Origin of the sequence: Cohnella sp. GCM10027633, from assembly GCF_042675445.1 — a bacterium.
Lineage (GTDB): Bacteria > Bacillota > Bacilli > Paenibacillales > Paenibacillaceae > Cohnella.
The window spans coordinates 183580-208283 of record NZ_JBHTGV010000003.1 but is presented as its reverse complement, the minus strand read 5'-3'; the positions used below and the strand labels follow the sequence as shown (position 1 = coordinate 208283).

General features: G+C 62.6%; 21 protein-coding genes. 20 read left to right on the top strand and 1 reads right to left on the bottom strand.

Annotated elements, in window-relative coordinates:
- Positions 1-150 precede the first annotated feature (150 nt).
- From ACFQZG_RS10045 to ACFQZG_RS10000, 10 genes are all read left to right on the top strand, one after another.
- The gene (locus ACFQZG_RS10045; RefSeq protein WP_378151967.1) at positions 151-1320 is read left to right on the top strand and encodes a M20 metallopeptidase family protein; all 1170 of its coding nucleotides are present in this window, start codon (positions 151-153) and stop codon (positions 1318-1320) included.
- Positions 1321-1395: 75 nt separating this feature from the next.
- Positions 1396-2145 (top strand): thermonuclease family protein, encoded by a 750-nt coding sequence (locus ACFQZG_RS10040; RefSeq protein ID WP_378151965.1) that lies wholly within the window; start codon positions 1396-1398, stop codon positions 2143-2145.
- Between the two features lie 68 nt (positions 2146-2213).
- A complete protein-coding gene (locus tag ACFQZG_RS10035) occupies positions 2214-3932 on the top strand; it encodes a DNA repair helicase XPB (RefSeq protein WP_378151963.1) in 1719 nt (572 codons plus the stop codon).
- On the top strand, positions 3929-5881 hold the full coding sequence (locus ACFQZG_RS10030) for a helicase-associated domain-containing protein (RefSeq protein WP_378151961.1): 1953 nt from the start codon (positions 3929-3931) through the stop codon (positions 5879-5881). Before ACFQZG_RS10035 ends, ACFQZG_RS10030 begins: the two co-directional genes overlap by 4 nt.
- A gap of 76 nt (positions 5882-5957) precedes the next feature.
- On the top strand, positions 5958-6440 hold the full coding sequence (locus ACFQZG_RS10025; RefSeq protein WP_378152556.1) for a YlbF/YmcA family competence regulator: 483 nt from the start codon (positions 5958-5960) through the stop codon (positions 6438-6440).
- 31 nt (positions 6441-6471) lie between these two features.
- Positions 6472-6735 (top strand): YlbG family protein, encoded by a 264-nt coding sequence (locus ACFQZG_RS10020; RefSeq protein ID WP_378151959.1) that lies wholly within the window; start codon positions 6472-6474, stop codon positions 6733-6735.
- Between the two features lie 203 nt (positions 6736-6938).
- Positions 6939-7376 carry a hypothetical protein gene (locus tag ACFQZG_RS10015; RefSeq protein ID WP_378151957.1) on the top strand — a complete coding sequence of 146 codons (438 nt, stop codon included), beginning with the start codon at positions 6939-6941 and terminating at the stop codon, positions 7374-7376.
- Positions 7377-7483: 107 nt separating this feature from the next.
- A complete protein-coding gene (locus ACFQZG_RS10010; RefSeq protein ID WP_378151955.1) occupies positions 7484-8386 on the top strand; it encodes a LysR substrate-binding domain-containing protein in 903 nt (300 codons plus the stop codon).
- Positions 8379-9263, top strand: coding sequence for a PHP domain-containing protein (locus ACFQZG_RS10005; protein WP_378151953.1), 885 nt, complete (start codon positions 8379-8381; stop codon positions 9261-9263). The genes ACFQZG_RS10010 and ACFQZG_RS10005 overlap by 8 nt, the downstream gene beginning before the upstream one ends.
- A complete protein-coding gene (locus ACFQZG_RS10000) occupies positions 9260-9472 on the top strand; it encodes a cysteine-rich CWC family protein (protein ID WP_378151951.1) in 213 nt (70 codons plus the stop codon). Before ACFQZG_RS10005 ends, ACFQZG_RS10000 begins: the two co-directional genes overlap by 4 nt.
- Here the strand turns inward: ACFQZG_RS10000 and ACFQZG_RS09995 are convergent.
- Positions 9465-11183: an Rqc2 family fibronectin-binding protein gene (locus ACFQZG_RS09995; protein WP_378151949.1), complete on the bottom strand. Its 1719-nt coding sequence runs from the start codon at positions 11181-11183 to the stop codon at positions 9465-9467. The two genes, ACFQZG_RS10000 and ACFQZG_RS09995, sit on opposite strands and share 8 nt — an antisense overlap.
- Positions 11184-11371: 188 nt before the next feature.
- Between ACFQZG_RS09995 and ACFQZG_RS09990 the strand changes: the two genes are divergently transcribed.
- The 10 genes from ACFQZG_RS09990 to def all read left to right on the top strand — a co-directional run bounded on the left by ACFQZG_RS09990 (position 11372) and on the right by def (position 24701).
- Positions 11372-14167, top strand: coding sequence for a calcium-translocating P-type ATPase, SERCA-type (locus ACFQZG_RS09990; RefSeq protein ID WP_378151948.1), 2796 nt, complete (start codon positions 11372-11374; stop codon positions 14165-14167).
- Between the two features lie 124 nt (positions 14168-14291).
- The gene (gene purT / locus ACFQZG_RS09985; RefSeq protein ID WP_378151946.1) at positions 14292-15452 is read left to right on the top strand and encodes a formate-dependent phosphoribosylglycinamide formyltransferase; all 1161 of its coding nucleotides are present in this window, start codon (positions 14292-14294) and stop codon (positions 15450-15452) included.
- 121 nt (positions 15453-15573) lie between these two features.
- On the top strand, positions 15574-16407 hold the full coding sequence (gene dapF, locus ACFQZG_RS09980; protein ID WP_378151944.1) for a diaminopimelate epimerase: 834 nt from the start codon (positions 15574-15576) through the stop codon (positions 16405-16407).
- Between the two features lie 887 nt (positions 16408-17294).
- Positions 17295-19175, top strand: coding sequence for a bifunctional homocysteine S-methyltransferase/methylenetetrahydrofolate reductase (locus tag ACFQZG_RS09975; protein WP_378151942.1), 1881 nt, complete (start codon positions 17295-17297; stop codon positions 19173-19175).
- Between the two features lie 100 nt (positions 19176-19275).
- Positions 19276-19536: an extracellular matrix/biofilm regulator RemA gene (remA, locus tag ACFQZG_RS09970; protein WP_027084220.1), complete on the top strand. Its 261-nt coding sequence runs from the start codon at positions 19276-19278 to the stop codon at positions 19534-19536.
- Between the two features lie 13 nt (positions 19537-19549).
- Positions 19550-20176, top strand: coding sequence for a guanylate kinase (gene gmk, locus ACFQZG_RS09965; protein WP_378151940.1), 627 nt, complete (start codon positions 19550-19552; stop codon positions 20174-20176).
- 16 nt (positions 20177-20192) lie between these two features.
- Positions 20193-20390: a DNA-directed RNA polymerase subunit omega gene (rpoZ, locus tag ACFQZG_RS09960; protein ID WP_378151938.1), complete on the top strand. Its 198-nt coding sequence runs from the start codon at positions 20193-20195 to the stop codon at positions 20388-20390.
- Between the two features lie 65 nt (positions 20391-20455).
- Positions 20456-21691, top strand: a complete 1236-nt coding sequence (coaBC, locus tag ACFQZG_RS09955) for a bifunctional phosphopantothenoylcysteine decarboxylase/phosphopantothenate--cysteine ligase CoaBC (RefSeq protein ID WP_378151936.1) — start codon at positions 20456-20458, stop codon at positions 21689-21691.
- Positions 21688-24168, top strand: a complete 2481-nt coding sequence (gene priA, locus ACFQZG_RS09950; RefSeq protein ID WP_378151934.1) for a primosomal protein N' — start codon at positions 21688-21690, stop codon at positions 24166-24168. Before coaBC ends, priA begins: the two co-directional genes overlap by 4 nt.
- 47 nt (positions 24169-24215) lie before the next feature.
- Positions 24216-24701: a peptide deformylase gene (gene def, locus ACFQZG_RS09945; protein ID WP_378151932.1), complete on the top strand. Its 486-nt coding sequence runs from the start codon at positions 24216-24218 to the stop codon at positions 24699-24701.
- Positions 24702-24704 lie beyond the last annotated feature (3 nt).

The following is a 24704-nucleotide window of genomic DNA, read 5'->3' as shown; positions in this document are numbered from 1 at the left end:
AGCCAGGGAATGAGGATCGGAGCGTAGGCAAACCTACGTGAGAACCGGAAGGCCCGGCTGAATTCAAGATTCGATGTCGAGTAACTTCCTGTTATACTTCGTGATCATAACCGGACGATAGAGATTACGGATAGGGGGGGCGCCTACGCGATGCTTAACGATCAAACGCTGCAGTCGCTCTATGGAGATATGGTCGAATGGCGCCGTCATTTGCACGCCAATCCCGAGCTTTCCTTTAAAGAATTCGAGACGTCCAAGATGATCGCCGGCCTGCTGTCGTCCTGGGGGCTGGACGTGCGAACGGGCGTCGCCGGCACGGGCGTCATCGGGACGCTAGTCGGCGGCAAGCCCGGCAGAACGATCGCGATGCGCGCGGACATCGACGCGCTGCCGATCCAAGACGAGAAGGACGCCGCGTACAAGTCGACCGTTCCCGGCGTCATGCACGCTTGCGGCCACGACGGCCATACGTCCGAGCTGCTCGCGGTGGCCAAGTATTACAGCCTGCGCCGGGATGAAACGGAGGGCACGCGCGTCTTCCTGTTCCAGCCCGGAGAAGAATTCCTGCCGGGCGGCGCGACGGCGATGATCGCGGACGGCGCGCTGGACGGGGTAGACGCCGTCTACGGAGTCCATCTATGGTCGCCGATGCCGTACGGGTTCGCCGGAACGAGGCCCGGGCCGTTCATGGCATCGCCGGACGAGTTCGAGATCGAGATCGTCGGACGCGGCGGGCATGCGGGCTTGCCGCACGAAAGCAAGGACGCTCTCGTGGCGGGAGCGGCGCTCGTATCGGCGCTGCAGACGGTCGTGTCGCGCAACGTGAATCCGCTCGAATCCGGCGTGCTGTCGATCGGCAAGTTCAATTCCGGCACGGCGTTCAACGTCATCGCCGAGCGCTGCCGCATCGGCGGGACGATCCGCACGTTCACCCCGGAGCTTCGCGCCTTCATGAAGCGGCGGTTAGAAGAGATCGTCAAGCATACGTGCGAGCTGTACGGCTGCGAATACGAATTGAACTTCGTCTTCGGGTATCCGCCCGTGGTCAACGACGAAGCGGAGACGAGGAGATGGTTCCGGGTCGCCGGAGAGATCATGCCCGAAGGCGTCATTCGCTCGGAGATGATCATGGCCGGGGAAGACTTCTCCTACTACCTGCAGCATAAGCCGGGATGCTTCTTCTTCGTCGGGGCGGGAGCGCCGGACCGCTCGTCCGCCCAGCACCATCACCCGCGGTTCGATATCGACGAGCGCGCGATGCTGAACGCCGCGAGGCTGCTCGTATCGGTTGCGGACGACGCCGCGGCGGATCGATCTTAAGAGGCGAGGGCTCGCGTTCGGCGTATGCCGAAGGCGGGCTTTTTTAATGCGATGGCAGTGGGGGGTATCATGAATATGCGTTATTCGACACTAATTCGAACGAGGCTCGTCGGGCTATTCGCGCTATTGCTGCTAATCTCGACGGGATGTTCGAATCGCGCGGCGCCGGCGAACGCGAACGCCGATCTGGAAGCGATCTATGCGAACTACCCGGAGCTGGCGGGGCGAACGGTCGAGCAAGCCGTCGTTATACGCGTGGTGGACGGCGATACGTTCGAGACGGACGGCGGCGACAAAGTGCGGCTCGTCGGCGTGAACACGCCCGAGAAGCACGGCCAAGCCGAATATTACGGCGTCGAGGCAAGCGCCTTCTCTGAACGGATGCTGAAGGGGCAATCCGTCTATCTGTTCAAGGACGTCAGCGAGACGGACAGATACGGCCGACTGCTCCGATTCGCGTTCATCCGGGGAGTGACCGAGATGTACAACGAGAAGCTGTTGCGCGAAGGATACGCGAACGTCATGACGTATCCGCCCGACGTCACGTTCGCCGGCAAGTTCCTGAAGCTGGAGCGCGCGGCCAGAGACGGCGGCGTCGGCTTATGGAACGAAGGCGGCGAGAGCGGATCGCCGGGGGACGTCGTACAGGAAGATACCGCGCCGGGCTGCGCCGATCCGACGATCAAAGGAAACGTGAAGTCGGACGGCAAGGAGAAGATCTATCACGTGCCCGGCGGCGCGAGCTATGAGCAGACCAAGGCAGAGGTCATGTTCTGCACGGAAGATGAGGCCGTCGCGGCGGGCTTTCGGAAAGCTTCGAGATAACCGCGTACGGCGCCGAGTCATGAAACGCGCCGAAGAAGGGAACGCTGTACAGTCAAGGAGGGCTGTACATGACGATATCCAGACCGCTATTCATTCAATCCGACGGGACGCTGCTGCTCGACGAGCGCCATCCGGATTACGCGGCGACTCGCAATATGGTCCGGGAGATCGCCGAGCTGCGCAAGCGGCCCGGCTTCTTCCATACGTACCGGATATCGCCGGTCACGCTGTGGCATGCGGCGGCCTCGGGATGGACGGCGGAGCGGGTCGTCGAGCGGTTGGCCGCGCTCTCGCGCTTCGGCCTGCCGACGTCCTTGGAGGATCGGATCCGCTCCCAGATGGGCCGTTACGGCGTCCTGCGTCTTATCCAGGCGTCCGGAATGTTGCTGTTGGTTAGTAAGACGCCCGGATTGCTGACGGAGCTGAATGGGCGCGCCGAGGTGGCGCAGGCGTTCGAAGGACGCCCGGCGGACGATTCGGTCGCGGTCAAGCCGGAGGCGCGCGGCTGGGTCAAGCGGAAGCTGGCGGAGCTCGGGTATCCCGTCGTCGACGAGGCCGGCTATCGCGACGGGAAGGCGCTGGACGCGCGGCTGCGGCAGCGATCGGCGACGGGCGAGCCGATCCGGCTCAGGGACTATCAGGCGGAAGCGGTGGAAGCGTTCCTCGGCGACCGAAGCGACGGCGGAGGCAGCGGCGTCGTCGTGCTGCCGTGCGGCGCGGGCAAGACGTGGGTCGGCATGGCCGCGCTCGCGAAGCTGAAGCGCGAGACGCTTATCTTGACGCCCAACCGCGTATCCGTATCGCAATGGATCGAGGAGATCGTCCGCAACACGACGCTGACCGAAGCCGACATCGGGGAATATACGGGAGAGACGAAGAACGTGCGTCCCGTCACGGTGGCGACCTATCAAGTGCTCACGCACCGCCGGTCGAAGGAAGACGATTATCCGCATTGGCAGCTGTTCGTGAACCGGGAGTGGGGCTTGATCATCTACGACGAGGTTCATCTGCTCCCCGCTCCCGTGTTCCGGATGACGGCGGACCTGCAGGCGACCCGAAGGCTCGGCTTGACCGCTACGCTCGTGCGGGAAGACGGCAGGGAGGAAGACGCGTTCGCGCTCATCGGACCGAAAAGGTACGAAGTGCCTTGGCGGACGATGGAGGAGAAGGAGTGGATCGCCGAAGCCGTCTGCACCGAGGTGAGAGTGCCGATGGACGAACGATCGTTGGTCGATTACGAAGCCGCGCCGAAGAAGCATCGCCATCGCATCGCGGGGCAGAATCCGATGAAGACGGCGGTCGTACGCACGCTGCTGAACCGCCATTCCGGCACGCCCACGCTGATTATCGGCCAGTATCTGGACCAATTGCACGAGCTGGCGGACGAGCTGTCGCTGCCGCTCATTACCGGCGAGATGCCCCATCGCAGCCGGAAGCAGCTGTTCCAACGGTTCAAGGACGGGGAGATCGGGGTGCTCGTCGTCTCGAAAATCGCGAATTTCGCCGTCGACTTGCCCGATGCGGCGGTCGCGATCCAAGTGTCTGGCAGCTTCGGTTCCCGGCAGGAGGAAGCGCAGCGTCTCGGCAGAATCCTGCGGCCGAAGGCGTCGGGAGTTACCGCTTCGTTCTACTCCGTCGTGAGCGACGGGACGGACGAGATCGAGTTCTCCCGCAACCGCGGACGGTTCTTGCTGGAGCAAGGCTACCCGTATACGGTGGACCGCTGGGGACTCCAAGAATCGCCTTCGCCTTCGAAGCGGGCGCACGCAGAGAAGGTGAGCACGTGAACGTCCGCGATTCGGTAGCGAAACTGCCCGAACCGATCTACGGCCTGATCGCCGCGTCGCCTTGCGTTCGCGAGCATCTCGACGCCGGCGTCGGGCTGGCGGACGTTCTCCGCTCGCGAGGGTGGGCGTCGCGCTTGAGCGCTTCCGCGGATGCGGATACCGTACGGTTGCTGCGAGCGATCGTCTTGCGTTACGCGAGCGCGCCGTTCGAATGCGAGCAGCTCCAGAAGGCGCTCTCGCCAGACGGATTCACGGGCGCGGAAGTTCGCGTAGGCATCGCCAAGCTGCGCCGGGACGGGGCCCTGTTCGCCGTCCGCAAAGCTTGGGGGGACCGGATGTACTACGTGCCGACGGACGCGGTGCCGGTCTGGCAGCCGCTACTGTTGCCCGTCGCCGTCGATCCGTTGCCGATGGATTCGGAGCGCCGGCCGATCGCCTCTGATAAGTCCTACAGGCTATCCTTGTCGCTCGAGCTATTGCTCGCCTGGCATTCGCTTCGGAATCGGCCGATCGGCTTCACCGGGAAGGGCGCGCTGAACCGCGCGGCGATCGCGAAGCTCGTCCAGCCGATGCGCCTGAAGCCGGAAGAACTCGAGCCGCTCGCCTTCGCGTATCCGGACGCGGAGCATCTCCCGCGTCAAGCCGCCTTCGCGATCGATATGGGGCTATGCGCGGGAGTGCTTCTTCGCGCTGACGATTCGATCCGCATAGACGAGCGAGGCTTGCGCAACTGGTTAGCCTTATCGGTGGGCGAAGCGGACGCTCGGCTCCATGAAGTGCTATTGGAACGATACGCTTCCGCGAACGCGCGGTTGCACCTCGTCGCTTCGGCGTGCGCGCGCCTGCCGGGCGAGACATGGTTGGCCGAGCGAGTCTTCGCCCCGCTCGCGCCGGAGCGGGAAGTCGGCGCTTGGCTCGGCTTGCTGGAGAGCTTCGGTTGGCTGGAGCGAAGCGAGGCTGCGGGAGAAGCCGTCTTTCGCAAACGGCCGGAATATCCGTTCGGCGAAGAAGACAGCCTAATCCAACGGGAGACGGAAGAGGGCATATTCATCGTGCAGCCGGACGGAGAAGTGATCGTCACCCCCGAAGTAGGACTGGCCGCGAGATGGACGCTGGAGCTCGCGGCGGAGCGCTGCGTCGCGGACACGCTGTTCGTCTATCGGCTGACCCGCCGCGCCTGCGCGGAAGCCTACGATGCCGGATTAACGCTGCAGGCGATGATCGAATTTCTAGAGCAAGGCTCGGCTGATCGGCTGCCCGAGCAAGTCGCGGACGCCCTGATGGATTGGTACGGCCGACTGGGGATGGCGAAGCTCGAGGAAGCGTTGCTGCTTCGCGCAGCAACCCCGGAGCATGCGAAGCTGCTGCGGGAAGATCCGGAGCTCTCCGCTTTGAAGCTCGAGCAGGTCGGCGACCGTGACTTCATCGTCGAGGCGTCCGCGCGCCGAACGGTCGAGGCGAGAATGGCGAAGCTCGGGTACCCGCTATCGAAACGCGGCGGGGGAGATGCCGTTCCGTCCGCGGACGCTTCTGACGGAACGGCATCCGTTGCAGCGGGCAATCGGGAAGATCCGGGATGGATCTATCGCCCGCATTCGCTGCGCCATTACGATACCGAGCCTTCGATTCCGGAGCTGGAGGAGCTGTTCCCGGGCGTGTCGGACATCCCGGCGGCCTGGCTGCGGGAGCCTCGGCCGTATCATGCTTCCACGCGGGAGGCGCTGTTCCGGCGCGCGATCGACTGGCAAGCTTCCGTGCTCGTCAAGCAAGAAGGACGGGCACGGCAATTCGTGCCTAGCGCAGTCGAACGCGCGGGTCCGGATTGGAACGCGATCGGCCATTGGCGAGAAGAATGCGGTTGCAACCCCGAGCCGGCGAAGATCGGCGGCGGAACGTTCGCCGAAGTGATGATCGTCTTGCCGCGGATGGACGAGGACGCGACGAATTGACGACTTGTCGCCATTGTGTGGTATGATAGATGAGGATCGCATAGCCGAAAGGTGAGGTGAAGCCAGGATGGCTGGCATGGTAGACACGCTCCCTGCGGCGCAAGGCGTTACGGCGAATGATGCGCCTGCCGATCTGGCATCGCTCATATCCCGCGCCTTCGAGCTGGGGGATTGCATTAAGCATTCCGCTTACGCGGCGGAATACGCGTATTGGAAAGAGCAAGTTCATCAAGACGAGGAAGCGCGGCTACTGACGAAGCAATTCGCCAAGGCGAAGGAGAAATTCGCCGAGTGCGAACGGTTCGGACGGTTTCACCCGGATTATAACGCGGCGCTGGAGGAAGTGTACGCGGCTCAAGCGGCGCTAGACCGATTAGAGTCCGTCAGCCGCTACAAAGCCGCGGAAGCGTCGCTAGATGAGCTGTTGTACGATATATCCCGAACGCTTGCCCATGCGGTGTCGGACACGATCAAGGTGCCCGACAACGATCCGAATCCGAAAGGATCGGGCTGCGGAGGCGGCGGAAGCTGCTCCTGCGGAAGCGGCGGGTGCGGGTAAGTTCACTAAGGTTGAATCGCGGAGGTCAGTCATGTTTGCCGAACGGACAGGTTATATCGTATGGTTTAACGACGCCAAGGCGGCGAGAGGCTTGGACAAATACGGCACGCTCCATTATTTGTCCCGGAAGATGCAGTACGCGGTCATGTACATGAATGCGGACGTTGCCGAAGAAGCCGTTCGCAACCTCCAGCGGCTTCCGTTCGTCAAGAAGATCGAACGTTCCTACCGCAACGAGATCAAGACCGAATACGAGAAGAACGAGCCGGATAAAACCCGGTTCTATAGTCTGTAGTCGCCGCGCGCAGCCTACATCCGACAAGGATGTAGGCTGATCTTTTATGGCGATACGGACGAGTTTTCGCACATACATTATATGGTATTTGAGGAGTGTTTTTATTTTTTTGTTGAATCGTCGGGAATGATTGCGTTAGAATGGACGTAACTACCTAGTCATGAATAATCTTCTAGACCTATAATCGGGAAGGGGATAGCCCGGTGAAGGATAAACATACGGACAGATGGAACACGTACGAGCCGTTCCATGTCGTACTCGGCGACAAGCGCGTCGCGGACATCATCATAACGAACCATGCGCGGACCCGTTGGACCGACAGGGTGGAGAGCGACAAAACCGGCTATTCCGATATCGCCCAGTTCATGTGGGAATGCCTGAAGGAAGACCGCATCGTCTCTTACTATCGGAACGAACAAGACGTGTACACGATCGACGACGATCTCGTGTTCGTCGCGGAGTTCGCCGTGAGCGAGACGGATACCGACCTGCTCGGCAATCCGCTGCATAAGATGATCGTCGTCACGTTCCTCGGCCGAATGTCCGAGACGATGGAGCTGCGCGACTTGAAGACGTACTATTCCTGGCTGAGACATTCCAGGCGCATGACGTTAATTAAAAACAATCGCAAGCGCCGGTAATCCGGTCGCGAGGCGATATGCGGAGCATGCCTGCCGGGCATGCTCTTGTTATTGCGCGCCATGTGGTATAATTCGGACATTAAGCGGCCCGAGGAGGAGCTAGTTTCATGGCGCTCAACGTACATCAGCTTCATATCTTTTACACCGTGGCCGAGCGAGGAAGCTTCTCGGCGGCCGCGCAGGCGCTGCATATGACCCAGCCCGCCGTGACGATGCAGGTGCAAGCGCTCGAGGAACGGTTCGGCACGAAGCTGTTGAACCGGACGACGAAGAAGCTCGAACTGACGGAGGCGGGCCATTGGCTGCTGCCGCAAGCTCGCAAAGCCGTCGAGCTGATGAGAGAAACGGACGCGCTCATGGCGCGATTCATCGAAGACTTGAAGGGCCGGCTCGTGTTCGCGGCGAGCTTGACGTTCGGGGAATACGTGCTGCCTCGTCTGCTGGGCACGTTCCTGCGCAAGTACCCGGAAGTCGCCGTCAACATGAAGGTGATGAACACGACGGAGATCATCGACGCGATCGGCAACCACGGGCTCGACTTCGGCATTATCGAAGCGCCTTGCGAGGTGCCGGGCTTCGACGCGGAAGCGGTCATGAACGACGAGCTGACGCTCGTCGTGCCGTCCAGCCATCCGTTCGCGCAGCGCGACGAAGTCGAGCTGTCGGAAGCGATCCAAGAACCGATGGTACTCCGCGAGAAGGGATCGGGAACGCGCCAGATCATGGAGGAGGAGCTGCTGCGTCACGGCGTGACGGACGGACAGCTTCGCGTCTCCAGCGAATTCGGCAGCACGGGCGCCGTGAAGTCGGCGGTCGAAGCCGGACTCGGCTTGTCGATCATCTCCAAATGGACGATCAAGCACGAAGTCGCGCTCGGACTGCTTAAGCCGGTCCGCATCAAGGGCGTTTCGTTCATCCGGCAATTTTACGCGGTGCGGCTGCAATCGTCGCTGCTTCCGATACCGGCCGCGGCGCTGCTTCACGACCTGAGGGAGCTTAGCCATGAATGATCGCGCGGATTTGCATACGCATACGACGGCATCGGACGGGACGAACCGTCCGGCGCATAACGTTCGGCTCGCCGCCGAGGCCGGACTCGGCGCGATCGCCATTACCGACCACGATACGGTCGCAGGCATAGCGGAGGCGTTGGCCGCCGGCCGGGAAGCCGGCGTGCTCGTCGTGCCGGGGGTGGAGATCAGCACGGTGGCAGGCGGCAAGGATATCCATATCCTCGGTTACGGCATCGATTACGAGGACGGGATGTTCATCGGGCGGTTGCTCTCGCTGCGGGATACGCGCAACCGAAGGAACGAGCTTATTCTGGCGCGGCTAGCCGAGTTAGGAATGCCGATCGCGCTCGAGGAGGTCGAGGCCGTCGCGGGCAAGTCGAGCACTGGCGGCGGTTCCGTCGGACGGCCTCACATCGCGCAGGCGCTCGTCGACCGCGGCTTCGTCTCGGACATTCGGGACGCGTTCGATCGTCTGCTTGCCGACGGCAAGCCCGCCCACGTCAATCCGCCCCGAATCGATCCGCTGACCGCGATCCGCTGGATTCACGATGCCGGGGGGACGGCGGTCGTCGCGCATCCCGGCTTGTACGGCGCGGACGAGCTCGTGGCGGAGTGGCTGGACGGCGGCGCGGACGGAATCGAAGCGTACCATTCCGACCACGACGAAGAAGCCGAACGGAGGTACGTTCGAATGGCGGAAGAGAGAGGGAAGCTCATTACCGGCGGTTCGGATTATCACGGCTTGCGCGAAGGGGTCTTCTTCCATGGACCGATCGGCAACCGAACGGTGGCGCTGTCGGTCGCGGAGCGACTGCTCGGGCGGCGCGGCGGCGAATCGGGGGCGGGGACGAGAGCGGAGTTAAGCGAACGATGAGCGGGGCCGCGAATTGTCCGCTCTGCGGACGTGAAGGTGAGTGCGGCGTCGCCTCCGGGAAGCTGATCGAGGATTGTTGGTGCGCCAAGGCAAGCTTCCCGCCCGGTCTCCTCGCGCGCGTTCCCGCCGAATCGCGGGATCGCGCGTGCATCTGCCAAGCTTGCGCGGAGAAGCATCGGGAGACGGGTGCGGATACGGAAGCTATTTGATGGCGGACGGCAAGCTTAGGACGAGCGCCTCGTCCGGATTCACGTACATCGTCGTCTGGTTATCGTAGGTGACGTAGCCGGGCTTCGCCCCGTTCGGCTTGCGCACGTTGCGAATGCGCGTATAGTCGACCGGCACGTTGCTCGATTGCTTCGCCTTGCTGTAGTACGCGGCGATCGTGGCCGCCTCTCGCAGCGTCTGCTCGCCGTACGTCTGCGATCGGATGAGCACGTGCGAGCCCGGGATGTCCTTCGTATGCAGCCACGTATCCGTCGGACCCGCGAGCTTGTTCGTCACGTAGTCGTTTTGCGTGTTGTTTTTGCCTACATAGATCGGTACGCCTTCGCTGGACGTGTAACACAGCAGGGCGGGCCGGTCTTTTTTCTTCTTCCGGAACCCTTTCTTGACGCCTCTGGCGCGGATGTAGCCTTGCTCCGTCAGCTCTTCGCGGATTTCCTCGATGTCGCTCGGCGTCGCCGTCTCGAGACCTTGGAGCACGGAAGCCAAGTAGACGAGTTCGCCCGCGGTCGCTTCCATCTGCTCGACGACGACGGAGCGGCTGTTCTTCAGCTTGTTGTACTTGCGGAAGTAACGCTGCGCGTTCTCGTTCGGCGTAAGCAGCGGATCGAGCGCGACCGACATCGTCGCTTGGTTCTCGTCGTAATAGTCGACGATGTCGACCTTCTTGTCCCCTTTGGCCATGATATGAAGCTGGGCGGTGAGCAGCTCGCCGATGCGCCGCAGACGGTCCGCGTCCTCCGCTTCCTTCAGCGTCTCTTCGAGCTTGACCAGCTTCTTCTCGTTCTTGGCGGTCTCGTTCGTCAGGAACCGGCTTAAGTCCGACGTCCGTTGCCGGACGAGATCTCGAACCGCCTTGTCTTGGTAATAATGGTCGATGCATTCGTGGATCGACGGGAACGCGGTCGCTTCTCCGGCTAGATGAGTCAGCGACACGGCGGAGAAGTGCGTTTTGCCGTCCGGCGTCAGCACGAGCGTCGGTTCGTACCGGTGCTCGGCCACTTGCTTCATCAGCGCGTCGAAGGCTTCCCATAGCGTCGAACCGGACGTCGCGGCGCGATGCCGGAGCTCGGTCGCGACGAGCGGGCCGATGCCGGTGTAAGCGCCGGCGAGCCAAGAGGCGTCGACGCCTCCCGCCTGCGCCATCGCGGACGCGAACCCGCTCTCGGACTCGGTCAGCGGATCGGCTTTGTCCTGCGACGGAGGGGCGACGTACGAGCTTCCGGGCAGCACGATCCGGTAGCTGCTGATGGCGGGAGTGACGTGGCGAATGCCGTCGTGGATGACGCCGGATGCCGGGTCGAGAAGGATGAGATTGCTGTGCCGGCCCATGATCTCGAGCACGACTTGCTTGAGGGAGTAGTCTCCGAGCTCGTCGCGGTGCCGGATGTCGAATTGCACGATGCGTTCCATGCCGACTTGACGTACCGCTTCGATGACGCCGCCTTCGCAATATTTGCGCAGCAGCATGCAGAACATCGGCGGTTCCGGCGGATTGTCCCAGGATTGCCCGGTCCAGTGAAGACGGGGCATGGAAGGATGGGCGGACAGCAGCAGCCGGCCGTTCACGCCTTGGCCGCGAATATGCCATACCATTTCGTTATCCGTCGGTTGATAGATTTTATGAATACGCGCGTTGACGCAGCTTTGCAGCTCGCGCACGAGCGCGCGGACGACGATTCCGTCGAGTGACATGGCGGGATGCTCCTCATTGGCTATAGTATCGTTACCTATGATGCCATAGTTCGGGGCAAAGGGAAAGGGCGCGGGGGATGCCGCGGCCCGTCCGAATAAGCGTACAACCCCGGGATATTTCCCTGCTTGTCTGAATACATATAGGACGTAAAGCGGATAAGCGGATAAGCGGGAGGGAGATGACCGTCGTGGAACGGAAGTCATGGCATCAGCTAAGCGAGGGGCAACTGCAGGGAGAGCTCCATACGGATTTCAAAAACGGGTTATCGGCGGAGGAGGCGGCGAAGCGGCAGGCGTCGGTCGGTCCGAACGAGCTGCAGGAAAAACGCGGGGAATCCCCGATCAAGCTGCTTCTGAACCAATTCAAAGATTTCATGGTGCTCGTGCTCGTCGGCGCGGTCGTCATCTCCGGTCTGCTCGGAGAGATGCTGGACGCGCTCACGATCATCGCCATCATTCTCATTAACGGCATCCTCGGTTTCTACCAGGAGTTTCGGGCGGAGCGCTCGCTGCGCGCGTTGAAGGAGCTTTCGGCGCCAAGCGCCAAGGTGCTGCGGGGCGGCACGTTCCACGTCGTTCCCGCGAAGCAGCTCGTTCCGGGCGACGTCGTCCTGCTCGAGAGCGGCGACCGCGTTCCGGCCGATCTGCGGTTCATCGAATGCAACCAATGCTCCGTCGACGAATCCGCGCTGACGGGCGAGTCCGTGCCGGTCGTCAAGGAGCCGGGCGTCATCTCGGCCGAAGCGCCGCCGCTCGGCGACCGCAAAAACTGCGGCTTCCTCGGCACGATGGTGACGCGAGGCACGGCCAGAGGCGTCGTGACGATGACGGGCATGCAGACGGAGATGGGCAAGATCGCCGACCTCATCCAAACGACGGAGGAGGCGGATACGCCGCTGCAGCACCGTCTCGAGCAGCTCGGCAAAATCTTGATCGTCGTCGCCATCGCGCTGACGGTCGTCGTCGTCATCGCGGGCGTCCTTCACGGGCAACCGATGTACGATATGTTCCTAGCGGGCGTTAGCCTCGCCGTCGCCGCCATTCCGGAAGGGCTGCCGGCGATCGTCACGATCGCGCTGGCGCTCGGGGTGCAGCGGATGATCAAGCGCCGGGCGATCGTGCGCAAGCTGCCGTCGGTCGAGACGCTCGGCTGCGCCTCCGTCATCTGCTCGGACAAGACGGGGACGCTGACGCAGAATAAGATGACGGTCACCCAGCTATGGCTAGGCGATCGCAAAATCGAGGTAACGGGCGAAGGCTACGAGCCGATCGGGCAATTGAAGGAAGCCGGCAAAGGGATCGACGCGAAGGGAGACGCGTCGCTGCGCAGATTGACGCAAATCGCGGCGCTGTGCAACAACTCGGAAATCGCGCACGTCGATCCGGTCGACGAACCGAAGAAACGCAAGTCCGGCAAAGGCGCGGTAGACGAGAAGCCGGAATGGCGCGTGAAGGGCGATCCGACTGAAGGCGCGCTCCTCGTGCTCGCGGCGAAGACGGGACTGAGCAAAGGCTCGCTCGAAAGCTTGTATAAGCGGGAGAAGGAATTCCCGTTCGACCCGGATCGGAAACGGATGTCGGTGCTCGTCTCGCATCAGGGAGGCAAGCTCATCTGCACGAAGGGCGCGCCGGACTTGCTCGTCGAGCGTTGCGCGTACGTGCTGTGGGGCGACCACGTCGTGCCGTTCACCGGCACGCTGAAGCTGAAGGTGCTGCAGGCGAACGAGGCGATGGCGAAGGACTCGCTGCGCGTGCTCGGTCTCGCGTTCCGCGAATTGAAGGGCGCGGACGCTTGCGACTCCGACGCGCAGGCGGAGAACGGCTTGGTCTTCGTCGGCCTCGCCGGCATGATGGATCCTCCGCGCAAGGAAGTGAAGGATGCGATCACCAAATGCCGCCACGCCGGCATCAAGACGGTCATGATAACCGGCGACCACGGCGTAACGGCGGAAGCGATCGCCAAGACGCTCGGCATCATGGGCAAATCCGGCCGCGTCGTCACCGGCACGGAGCTGGCGGCGATGGACGACGCCGCGCTCGAGCAGATCGCCGACGACGTCAACGTGTACGCGCGCGTATCGCCGGAGCACAAGCTGCGCATCGTGCAGGCGCTGCAGCGCCGCGGCCACGTCGTGGCGATGACCGGCGACGGGGTCAACGACGCGCCTGCCGTGAAGGCTGCCGATATCGGCATCGCGATGGGCGTGACCGGGACGGACGTGACGAAGGAAGCGTCGGCGCTCGTCCTCGCGGACGACAACTTCTCGACGATCGTCGCGGCGGTCGAAGAGGGGCGCGGCATCTACGAGAATATCCGCAAGTTCATTCGTTATTTGCTCGCCTCCAACGTCGGCGAGATCATGACGATGTTCCTGGCGATGATGGCGGGCTTCCCGCTGCCGCTCGTACCGATCCAGATTCTGTGGGTCAACCTCGTCACCGACGGCTTGCCGGCGATGGCGCTCGGCGTAGACCAGGCGGAGAGCGATCTGATGCAGCATAAACCTCGTTCGGCGAAGGAAAATATTTTCGCGCGGCGGCTCGGCTGGAAGATCGTCAGCCGCGGCATTCTGATCGGCTTGTGCACGCTCGGCGCGTTCGTGTTGGCGCTGAACGCGGGCAAAGGTCTCGTCCACGCGCAAACCGTCGCGTTCGCGACGCTCGTCATGGCGCAGCTCATCCACGTGTTCGATTGCCGGAGCTCGCGCTCGATTTTCCATCGCAACATGCTGGAGAACAAATTCCTCGTGCTGGCCGTCCTCTCGTCGCTGCTGCTCATGCTGGCCGTCCTGTACGTCGAACCGCTCCAGCCGATCTTCAAGACGGTGCCGCTCGGCATCCGCGATTGGGCTCTCGTCCTTGTCGCTGCCGGCATTCCGACGTTCGCGATGGGCATCGGCAGCGTGCTCGGCACGTCGAAACCGAAGAAAGGCCGGATCGCGTACGGAGGCGGCGGCGCCGCTCCGCGCCAGGTTGCCCGCTAATCGTACGAATGCAATCGAAAGCCGCCATCAGTGGCGGCTTTATTGCGTCCGCGGCAACGTTCCGCCCCTGTCGGAAACGTGTATAATGGACATGAATATCCATAGATTTCGGGGGGACACGTTCATGCATCAGACCAGAAAGTTGCTCATGCTCGGCTCGGGAGAGCTCGGCAAGGAAGTCATTATCGAGGCGCAGCGGCTCGGCGTCGAGACGATCGCGGTCGACCGCTACGCGGGCGCTCCCGCGATGCAGGTCGCTCACCGCAGCTACGTCGTCGACATGCTGGACCGCGCCGCCGTACGCGAGATCGTGGAGCGGGAGAAGCCGGACTTGATCGTGCCGGAGATCGAAGCGATCGCGACGGCGGAGCTCGTGAAGCTGGAGAAGGAAGGGTTCCGCGTCATTCCGACCGCTCGCGCCGCGCAGCTGACGATGGATCGCGAAGGCATTCGGCGCCTCGCGTCGGAGAAGCTCGGGCTGCCGACGGCGGACTACCGGTTCGCCGACGACTTCGATTCGTTCGGCCAAGCGGCGAGGGAGATGGGCTTCCCTTGCGTCGTAAAACCGCTCATGAGCTCGTCGGGCAAAGGGCAAAGCGTCTGCAAATCCGAGGACGATCTGACGCGCTGCTGGCAGATCGCCATGGAAGGCGGACGCGTGCAGCAGACGCGCGTTATCGTCGAGCAGTTCATCCGGTTCGAATCGGAGATTACGCTGCTTACCGTCCGCTCTAGCAGCGGCACGGCGTTCTGCGCGCCGATCGGGCATATCCAGCAGGACGGAGATTATATCGAGTCGTGGCAGCCGCACGCGATGAGCGAAGCGCAGCTGGAGGAGTCGAAGCGGATTGCCAAAGCGATCACGGACGAGCTTGGCGGCGCGGGTATTTTCGGAGTCGAGCTGTTCCTGGCGAAGGACAAAGTATACTTCAGCGAAGTGTCCCCGCGTCCGCACGATACCGGTCTCGTGACGCTCGTCAGCCAAGACTTGTCCGAATTCGCGTTGCACGCGCGGGCGATACTCGGTTATCCGATCCCGGAGATCAACGTCGTATCGCCGGGCGCGAGCCGTCCTCTTAAGGCGACGGCCGAGCTGACCGATTATCGGATCGACGGCGTCGGCGAGGCGTTGTCCGTGCCGAAGACGCAGGTTCGCGTATTCAGCAAGCCGGTCACGAAGGTCGGCCGCCGCATGGCGGTGACGCTTACGGCTGCCGCGACGGTCGAGGAGGCTCGCAAGCTGGCCAAGGAAGCGCTGGACAAGCTGAGCATTCGCGGGGAGTAAGCCGGCGGACTGTCGGAATCGTGCAAACAAACGAACAATTGCTGTATGCTCTTGGCGGCTTTTTCCCGGTATGATGAGGGGAGAAGACGAAGCGGACTGGCGCTTACAGGAGGCTATACACATGCAATTCACGAAAATGCACGGACTCGGCAACGACTTCATCGTCGTCGCGGGAGAGCAGGCGCTGCCCTCGGGCGTGGACGAGCTGGCGATCAAGCTATGCAATCGGTTCTTCGGCATCGGCGCGGACGGACTCGTCTACATTCTTCCTTCCGAAGTCGCGGACTTCAAGATGAGAATCATCAACTCCGACGGCTCCGAGGCGGAGCAATGCGGCAACGCGATCCGCTGCGTGTCGAAGTACGTGTACGATAACGGCTTGGCGAGCAAGACGTCGCTGACGATCGAGACGCTCGGCGCGGGCGTTCAGCCGGTCGAGCTCGAGCTCGGCGCGGACGGTCAAGTCGCAAGGGTTACGGTGGACATGGGACGGCCGGTGTTGAACGGGCTCGACGTGCCGACGACGATCGACGCGAATCCGGTGCTCGGGCATACGGTGACGGTCGACGGGCGCGACTTCGCGTTCACGGCCGTATCGATGGGCAATCCGCACTGCGTTATCTACGTCGACGACGCGGCCGGCTTCGACCTCGCGACGTGGGGACCGAAGCTGGAGAAGCATCCGCTCTTCCCGCGCAAGATCAACGTGGAATTCGCGACGGTGAACAGCCGCGACCAAGTCGATATGCGTGTATGGGAACGCGGCGCTGGCCCGACGCTCGCATGCGGCACCGGCGCTTGCGCGACGCTCGTATCGTCCGTCCTTAACGGACTGACGGGGCGCAAAGCGACGATCTCGCTCGCGGGCGGCGACTTGCTTATCGACTGGAACGAGGATAACGACCGCGTGTACATGACCGGCCCGGCGGCCGCCGTCTACACGGGAACGATCTGATCGCATTCGCGACGCGCCTTGCGCACCGCGCATAGAAGAACCCGGCCCTTGGGCCGGGTTTTGTTCGTTTTGCGCCGTTGTCGGTGAGTGGGAGTAGAAGTAACTCGGCGTTACCGCGATCGTGCGAGATGTCGCTTGCGCGTGCGGCAACTCGATGCCGCCTTGCTATTTCGTGCGTGGTGTCGCTTTCGTGCGCAGAAACTCGATGCCGCCGCGCTATTTCGTGCGAGGTTTCTCTTTCGTGTGCAGTAACTCGATGCCGGCGTGCTATTTCGTTCGAGGTGTCGCTTTCGTGCGCAGTAACTCGATGCCGCCGCGCCCAGTAACCCGGAATACCCGGGCTATCGCGCGCCAATCCACCGATCTCGGCCCAGTAACTCGGAATACCCGGGCTATCGCGAGCCAATCCACCAATCTCGGCCCAGTAACCAGGAATGTCCGGGCTACCGCGCGCCAATCCACCGATCTCGGCCCGGTAACCCGGAATACCCGGGCTATCGCGCGCCAATCCACCAATCTCGGCCCAGTAACCCGGAAAAGCCGGGCTACCGCGCGCCAATCCACCAATCTCGGCCCGGTAACCCGGAATACCCGGGCTATCGCGAGCCAATCCGCCGATCTCGGCCCAATAACCCGGCAAAGTCGGGCTACCGCGCGCGAATCGCTCAAACTCGGCGCCGCAACCCGGGTAAATCGGGCTAAATTCCGCCCATGCGCCTCAAATCACTTCACAACCCGGAAAAGTCGGGTTAACGCGGCGTTTCTACCCTTTTACCGGGCGGAAATCCCCTGTTTTTCTTGGGTCAGAGACGATCTGCGAGTGTTCTAGAGCGACAATATGTGCTACAGTAGTAATACTTTATGATGGGATTGGATGGGGAAGGTTCATGAAACCGGAATTGCGCGCCGCGCTCGCACAGCGTCCGTACGTCGGGGACGGAGCGATGGCAACTTACTTATATCAGCTCGGGCTGCCGGTAGGCGTCTCGTTCGAAGAATTCAATCTGATCAAGCCCGACGTCATCGCCGACGTGCACCGCCGCTACGCGGCCGCGGGAGCGGAGATCATCGAGACGAACACGTATTCCGCGCAGCAGAACAAGCTCGCGAGGTACGGCCTCGAGAAGAAGGCCGAAGAGATCAACGCCGCGGGCGTCGCGATCGCGCGCCGCGCGGCTCCCGAAAGCGCGTACGTCGTCGGCTCCATCGGCGCCGTTCGAGGCGGCGCGGGCAAGAACGTGCGCACCGCGATCGTGCGCCGCGACTTCGAGGAACAGATCGGAGCGCTCCTCGGCGCGGGCGTCGACGGTCTCTTGCTCGAGACGTTCTTCGATCTCGAAGAGCTATCCATAGCGCTGGGCATCATCCGTAAGAAAAGCGACATCAGCGTCATCTGCCAATTCGCGGTGGAAGACCCGTACCGGACGCACGACGGCATCCCGCTCGCAGACGCGTTCCGCCGGTTGAAGGGCGAGGGAGCGGACATCATCGGCTTCAACTGCCGCAGCGGACCGAACGGCATCCTGCGCGCGGTCGAGACGCTGCCGGCCGATCTCGGGCTGCCGCTCAGCGTGTTCCCGAACGCGGGCATCCCGGATTACGTCGACGGCAAAGTCGTCTATTCCGCTTCGCCGGAATATTTCGCGTCGTCGGCGATCCGGTTCGCGGACGCGGGCGTGCGGCTCATCGGCGGCTGCTGCGGCACGACGCCTGAGCATATCGCCGCGATCGCGGGCGCGCTGAAGTCATACGTGCCGCAATCGGCGGACGTGGGGCAAGCGCCGGCGAAAGCCGAACCGGCCGAGTCGATCGCGGTCGCGGAACGTGAACCCGAAGCGACGCCGCCGGCGATACCTGCCGAGCCGAGCATCGTCGACCTCGTGCGCGAACGCCATACTGTCATCGTCGAGCTGGACCCGCCGCGCGATCTCGACATCGCGAAGTTCATGGCCGGCGCGCAGGCGCTCAAGGACGCGCAAGCGGACGCGCTGACGATGGCGGACAACTCGCTCGCCGTCACGCGAATGAGCAATATGGCGCTCGCCGCGCTGCTGAACGAGCGGATCGGCATCCGACCGCTTGTTCACATCGCGTGCCGAGACCGTAACCTCATCGGTACGCAGTCGCACATGATGGGCTTCGACGCGCTCGGCATCGACCACGTGCTGGCCGTTACCGGCGACCCGGCGAAGTTCGGCGACTTGCCGGGCTCGAGCTCGGTATACGACTTGACTTCGTTCGAGATCATCCGCATGATCAAGCAGCTGAACGAAGGAATCGCCTTCTCCGGCAAGCCGCTTAAGCAGAAGGCGAAGTTCATCGTCGGCGCCGCGTTCAACCCGAACGTCAAGCACCTGGACAAGGCGGTGCAGCGTCTCGAACGCAAAATCGCCGCCGGAGCCGACTACATCATGACGCAGCCGGTTTACGACGCGGCGCTGATCGATCAGATCGCGGACGCGACGCAGCATTTGAACGTGCCGATATTCCTCGGGATTTTCCCGCTCGCGAGCGGGCGCAACGCGGAATACTTGCACAACGAGGTGCCCGGCATCCAACTGTCCGACGAGGTGCGCAGGCGCATGAGCGGACTCGAAGGCGCCGAAGGGCGCGCGGAAGGCGTCCGGATCGCGGAAGAGCTGCTCGACGCGGCGATGGCCCGGTTCAACGGCATCTATCTGATGACGCCGTTCCTCGCTTACGAGATGACGGTCGCGCTCACGAAGTACGTGAAGGAGAACAGCGCGAAATACGCCTCCAAGAAGTAGGACGGGGCGTTCCCCTTGTCCCTCCTATGGATTTGAAGTACAATAGAATATTATCATCGGTAGTTGAGAAACGCGGTTATGACCGGAGGAATGTGTAGCCATGGCGATTAAGCTGATTAATATCGGATTTGGCAATATCGTATCTGCGAATCGGATTATATCCATTGTCAGTCCGGAATCGGCACCGATCAAGCGGATTATCCAGGAAGCGCGCGACCGGCACATGCTGATCGACGCGACGTATGGCAGACGCACCCGCGCGGTTATCATTACGGATAGCGACCATGTCATCTTATCGGCCGTACAGCCGGAGACGGTCGCGCACCGGTTGTCTACCAAAGACGACGAACATGACGAATGAATCGGGGATCGCAATGAACAGAGGATTGTTATTCGTATTGTCGGGACCGTCCGGCGTAGGCAAAGGCACGGTGTGCGCGGCGTTGCGCGCGAAGATGCCCGAGCTCGTCTACTCGGTGTCGGCGACGACCCGCACCCCTCGCGAAGGCGAGCGGGACGGCGTCAACTATTTCTTCAAGTCGCGCGAGCAGTTCCAGGATATGATCCGGAACGACGCGTTGCTCGAGCATGCCGAATACGTCGGCAACTTCTACGGCACTCCGCGCGAATTCGTAGAGAAGACGCTGTCCGAAGGCAAGGACATCATTCTCGAGATCGAAGTGCAAGGCGCGCTGAAAGTGAAAGAGAAGTTTCCGGAAGGCGTATTCATCTTCCTGATGCCTCCGTCGCTTAACGAGCTGAAGTCCCGGCTCGGCGGTCGCGGCACGGAATCGCAGGCGACGATCGACCATCGCATGTCCGTCGCGAAGGACGAGATCAATCTGCTCTACCATTACGATTATGCCGTCGTGAACGATCAGATCGATCTCGCCTGCAAGCGGATCGACGCGATCATTACCGCCGAGCATTGCAAGCGCCAGCGGTTCCTGCACGAATTGTGCAACGAGCTGGACGCGATATCGACCGCCGAGAACGCGTGAGAGAGGTGAATAACGAATGTTGTATCCATCGATCGATGAATTGGTCAAGAAGGTAGACAGCAAATATACGCTCGTCGTAGCGGCTTCCAAGCGCGCGCGCGGGCTGCGCGAAGGCGAACTGTGCGGCATCGGCGCTCCGAAATCGCACAAGCAAGTCGGCGTGGCGCTCGAGGAAATTTACCACGAAGCGATCAAAGTCGAGCATTTGAAATAAGCGCATCCAACGAAAAGGACAACCCCAGCGGTTGTTTTTTTTCTAATCAGAGAAGAGGGGAATCCATGGTCAAGTCGCTATCGGGCAAAACGATATTGCTCGGCGTCTCCGGCGGCATCGCCGCTTACAAGGCGGCGACCCTCTGCAGCCGGCTCGTCGGCTTGGGCGCGTCGGTTCGCGTCATGATGACGGAGGGCGCGACGAAGTTCATTACGCCGCTCACGCTGCAGACGATTTCCCGCCATCCGGTGGCGACCGACGTGTTCGACGAACGCGACGCTTCGATCGTCCAGCATATCGATTGGGCGGACGCGGCGGATCTCGTCGTCGTCGCGCCGGCGACGGCCAACGTGCTGTCCAAGATGGCCAGCGGCCTCGCCGACGACATGCTAAGCACGACGCTGCTCGCCGTAACCGCACCTGTGCTCGTCGCGCCGGCGATGAACGTACATATGTGGGAGCATCCCGCGGTCGTCGACAACGTCAACAAGCTCGCCTCGCGCGGCGTCACCTTCGTGGAGCCAGGGACGGGTCAATTGGCGTGCGGTTACGTCGGCAAGGGCCGGCTCGCGGAGCCGGACGAGATCGTCCAAGCGGTCGTCGACATGCTCGCGGGTCCTCGCCCGCTCGCGGGACGTCGCGTGCTCGTTACGGCCGGCGGAACGTTGGAGAGAATCGATCCGGTTCGTTATATCACGAACGATTCGTCGGGCAAGATGGGGTTCGCGTTCGCGGAAGCGGCGCGCGATTGGGGAGCGGACGTGACGCTCGTCTGCGGCAAGACGGACGGAGCGCCTCCAGTAGGCGTCGAGACGATCCGCGTGGAATCCGCGGAGCAGATGAAGGAAGCGGTCATGGCGCGGCTGCCCGGCACGGACATCGTCATTAAAGCCGCGGCGGTCGCCGACTATCGGCCGGAGCACCGGGAAGAGCATAAGATCAAGAAGAAGGCCGAATCGCTGACGCTGTCGCTCGTCCGCAACCCGGATATTCTGCAGGCGATCGGCGAATGGAAAGAAGCCCGCGCGGATGGCCGCGGACCGGTCATCGTCGGGTTCGCGGCGGAGACGATGGAGCTGGAACGCAACGCTCTGGACAAGTTGACCCGCAAGAAATGCGACTTCATCGTTGCCAACAACGTCTCCCAAGCGGGCGCCGGGTTCGGGACGGACACGAATATCGTCAGCGTCTACGGCGCGGACGGTTTCGCGGAGCATCTGCCGCTTATGGCGAAGAAAGCGGTAGCTCAGCGCGTGCTGGAGCTGGCGAATCGTCGCCTCGGTCAAGGGGACGGAGCATGACGGTCGCGAGAGTGATCGTCGACGTGCCGAGCCGGGAGACGGATCGCACGTTCGATTATTCGATCCCGGCCCAGCTAGAAGGTTGGGTCGGAATAGGAAGCCGCGTCGCGGTCCCGTTCGGCGGTCGCGCGCTGCAAGGCATCGTGACGGGGTTCGCCGCGGACGCGGAAGTCGAGGCGGCGAAGCTGAAGCCGATCGCGGACTTGATGGACGCGGTGCCGCCGTTGTCGGCCGAGCTCGTTCAGCTCGGCGAATGGATCAGCAAGCGCTGGTTGTGCCCCCTGACGATCGCGCTGCAGGCGATGCTGCCCGCCGCGCTGAAGGGCAAGGCGGAGAAGTACGTGTTCCCTGCGCCGGGCGCAGAGTGGACAAGCGAAGAGACCGCCCGCAGCGGCGGTCTCTTGCATGCGCTCGGACGCGGCGAGCCGCGGAAGCTGGCCGCGTTGCTGCAGCAATATCCGGAGCAGGGAGATCAGATCCGCAAGTGGCTGCGCGAAGGAAGGCTCGAGGAACGGCAGCGCGTCGAGAACCGGATGAACGTGAAAACCGTACAGACGGTGTTCGCGCCGGATGCCGATAAGCTTCGCGAAGCGATGTCCGGTCTTCCCGCGCGGGCGCGCAAGCAGCACGAAGTGCTCGCTTACTTGGCGGAGCATCCGGAGCCGATCGCCGTGGAGCGGCTGTCCGAGGCGCTCGGGACGACTTCCTCGACCGTGCGCGCGCTCGCCGAGCGCGGGTTGATCGACATTCGTCCCGTGACCGAAGACCGGGATCCTTACGCGAACCGGGAATTCCCGCCGTCGGCGCCGATGGCGCTGACGCCCGCGCAAGCGGAGGCGATCGCGCCGATCATCGCCTCGTTGGACGCTCGCGACCATGCTTCGTTCTTGCTCCACGGGGTGACGGGAAGCGGCAAGACGGAGCTGTACTTGCAATCGATCGACCGCTGTCTGTCGAGCGGCCGCGAAGCGATCGTCCTCGTGCCGGAAATTTCGCTGACGCCGCAGATGGTCGAGCGCTTCAAGAGCCGCTTCGGGGCGAAGGTCGCGGTGCTTCATAGCCGGCTGTCGAACGGAGAGCGTTACGACGAATGGCGCAAAATCCGCGAGGGCCGCGCGCTGGTGGCGGTCGGCGCGCGTTCCGCGATTTTCGCTCCGTTCGAGCGCATCGGGCTTATCGTCATCGACGAGGAGCACGAGACGTCTTACAAACAAGAGGAAAGCCCGAAGTATCACGCCCGCGACGTGGCGATCGAACGCGCCAGGCAGAACGGCGCTGTCGTCGTGCTCGGCTCGGCGACGCCGTCGCTCGAGACGTATGCCGCGGCGAGAAGCCCGAACCATCCGATGGGGTATATTTCGTTGCCGCAGCGGGTCGCGGACCGGCCGCTTCCGGGCGTTACGATCGTCGACATGCGCGAGGAGCTGAAGCTCGGCAATCGCGCGATGTTCAGCCGCGCGCTGCACGAAGCGATCACGGAGCGGCTGCGGAAGGGCGAGCAGATGGTGCTGCTGCTCAACCGGCGCGGCTACGCGACGTTCGTCATGTGCCGCTCGTGCGGCTATACCGCGCTGTGCCCGCATTGCGAGATCGCGCTAACGTACCACCGAGGCGCGCAGAACATGCGCTGCCATTATTGCGGTTACGCGGAGGCCGAGCCGAAGACGTGCCCGAGCTGCGAAAGCCCGCATATCCGGTACTTCGGCACGGGCACCCAGAAGGTCGAGGAGTCGCTCGCCGAGACGTTCCCCGGCATTCGCGTCATCCGCATGGACGTCGACACGACGACGGAGAAAGGCTCGCACGAACGATGGCTGACGGAGTTCAAGGAACGCCGGGCCGACGTGCTGCTCGGCACGCAGATGGTCGCCAAAGGGCTCGATTTCCCCTACGTGACGCTCGTCGGCGTGCTGGCGGCGGACGCGGCGCTACGGCTGCCCGACTTCCGCGCCTCGGAGCGGACGTTCCAACTGCTGACGCAGGTGGCGGGGCGCGCCGGACGGCACGAATTGCCCGGAGAAGTCATCATCCAGACGTACGATCCCGAGCATCCGTCGATCACGTCCGTGCAGGGACACCATTACGAAGGCTTCGTCCGTCAAGAGCTGAAGCTTCGCAACGTGTTCGGCTATCCGCCTTACGGCCGCTTGATCGGCATTACGCTGTCCCACGAATCGGTGCCGATGCTGCTGTCCGCCGGTCAACGGCTCGTCGCGCGAATCCGGGAGGCGGCTTCGGCCGAGCGGATCGGGACGGACTTCTCCGGAAGCGTCCGGGAGGCGCTCGAGGTGCTCGGGCCGGTCGCTTCGCCGATCGCAAGGCTGAAAGATCGCTACCGTTTTCAATGTATGGTAAAATATCGGGGAGACGTGGACGCGAGCCGGCTCGTCGCCGGAGCGCTTATGGAACTGAACGATGCCGCGAAGAAGAACGGCATGCAGATCAGCGTCGACGTCGATCCCCAAATGATGCTGTAAGTGGAAGGCTTTTTGAACACGGACTTTAAAAGAAGGATGGTTGCCTTATGTCGATCCGATTCATCGTGAAACACCCTGACGACGTGCTTCGGGAGCAAGCCAAGGAAGTGACGAAGTTCAACGCCAACCTGCACAAGCTGCTGGACGACATGGCGGACACGATGTACGAAGCCGACGGCGTCGGCTTGGCCGCGCCGCAGATCGGCATCTCCAAGCGCGTCATCGTCGTGGACGTCGGCGACGACAACGGGTTGATCGAGCTGGTGAATCCGGAATTCGTGACGATGGAAGGCGAACAGCTCGGGCCGGAAGGCTGCCTGAGCATTCCGGGTCTCCAAGGAGACGTGAAGCGGTCCAACCACGTCGTCATCAAAGGCTTCGACCGCAACGGCAAGCCGATCCAATACGAAGGCACGGAGCTGCTGTCCCGGGCGTTCCAGCACGAGGTCGACCATCTGAACGGCATCCTGTTCGTCGACTTGGCGGAATCGGTGTACGAGGCGCGCAGGGAAGCGGAGCAGGACGGAGAATAGAAG

Excerpts from the sequence above, each read along its gene's own strand:
- ACFQZG_RS10045 (WP_378151967.1), top strand. The coding sequence starts at position 151 with ATGCTTAACGATCAAACGCTGCAGTCGCTCTATGGAGATATGGTCGAA.
- ACFQZG_RS10040 (WP_378151965.1), top strand. The coding sequence starts at position 1,396 with ATGCGTTATTCGACACTAATTCGAACGAGGCTCGTCGGGCTATTCGCG.
- ACFQZG_RS10035 (WP_378151963.1), top strand. The coding sequence starts at position 2,214 with ATGACGATATCCAGACCGCTATTCATTCAATCCGACGGGACGCTGCTG.
- ACFQZG_RS10025 (WP_378152556.1), top strand. The coding sequence starts at position 5,958 with ATGGTAGACACGCTCCCTGCGGCGCAAGGCGTTACGGCGAATGATGCG.
- ACFQZG_RS10020 (WP_378151959.1), top strand. The coding sequence starts at position 6,472 with ATGTTTGCCGAACGGACAGGTTATATCGTATGGTTTAACGACGCCAAG.
- ACFQZG_RS10010 (WP_378151955.1), top strand. The coding sequence starts at position 7,484 with ATGGCGCTCAACGTACATCAGCTTCATATCTTTTACACCGTGGCCGAG.
- ACFQZG_RS10005 (WP_378151953.1), top strand. The coding sequence starts at position 8,379 with ATGAATGATCGCGCGGATTTGCATACGCATACGACGGCATCGGACGGG.
- ACFQZG_RS10000 (WP_378151951.1), top strand. The coding sequence starts at position 9,260 with ATGAGCGGGGCCGCGAATTGTCCGCTCTGCGGACGTGAAGGTGAGTGC.
- ACFQZG_RS09995 (WP_378151949.1), bottom strand. The coding sequence starts at position 11,183 with ATGTCACTCGACGGAATCGTCGTCCGCGCGCTCGTGCGCGAGCTGCAA.
- purT (WP_378151946.1), top strand. The coding sequence starts at position 14,292 with ATGCATCAGACCAGAAAGTTGCTCATGCTCGGCTCGGGAGAGCTCGGC.
- dapF (WP_378151944.1), top strand. The coding sequence starts at position 15,574 with ATGCAATTCACGAAAATGCACGGACTCGGCAACGACTTCATCGTCGTC.
- ACFQZG_RS09975 (WP_378151942.1), top strand. The coding sequence starts at position 17,295 with ATGAAACCGGAATTGCGCGCCGCGCTCGCACAGCGTCCGTACGTCGGG.
- remA (WP_027084220.1), top strand. The coding sequence starts at position 19,276 with ATGGCGATTAAGCTGATTAATATCGGATTTGGCAATATCGTATCTGCG.
- gmk (WP_378151940.1), top strand. The coding sequence starts at position 19,550 with ATGAACAGAGGATTGTTATTCGTATTGTCGGGACCGTCCGGCGTAGGC.
- rpoZ (WP_378151938.1), top strand. The coding sequence starts at position 20,193 with ATGTTGTATCCATCGATCGATGAATTGGTCAAGAAGGTAGACAGCAAA.
- coaBC (WP_378151936.1), top strand. The coding sequence starts at position 20,456 with ATGGTCAAGTCGCTATCGGGCAAAACGATATTGCTCGGCGTCTCCGGC.
- priA (WP_378151934.1), top strand. The coding sequence starts at position 21,688 with ATGACGGTCGCGAGAGTGATCGTCGACGTGCCGAGCCGGGAGACGGAT.
- def (WP_378151932.1), top strand. The coding sequence starts at position 24,216 with ATGTCGATCCGATTCATCGTGAAACACCCTGACGACGTGCTTCGGGAG.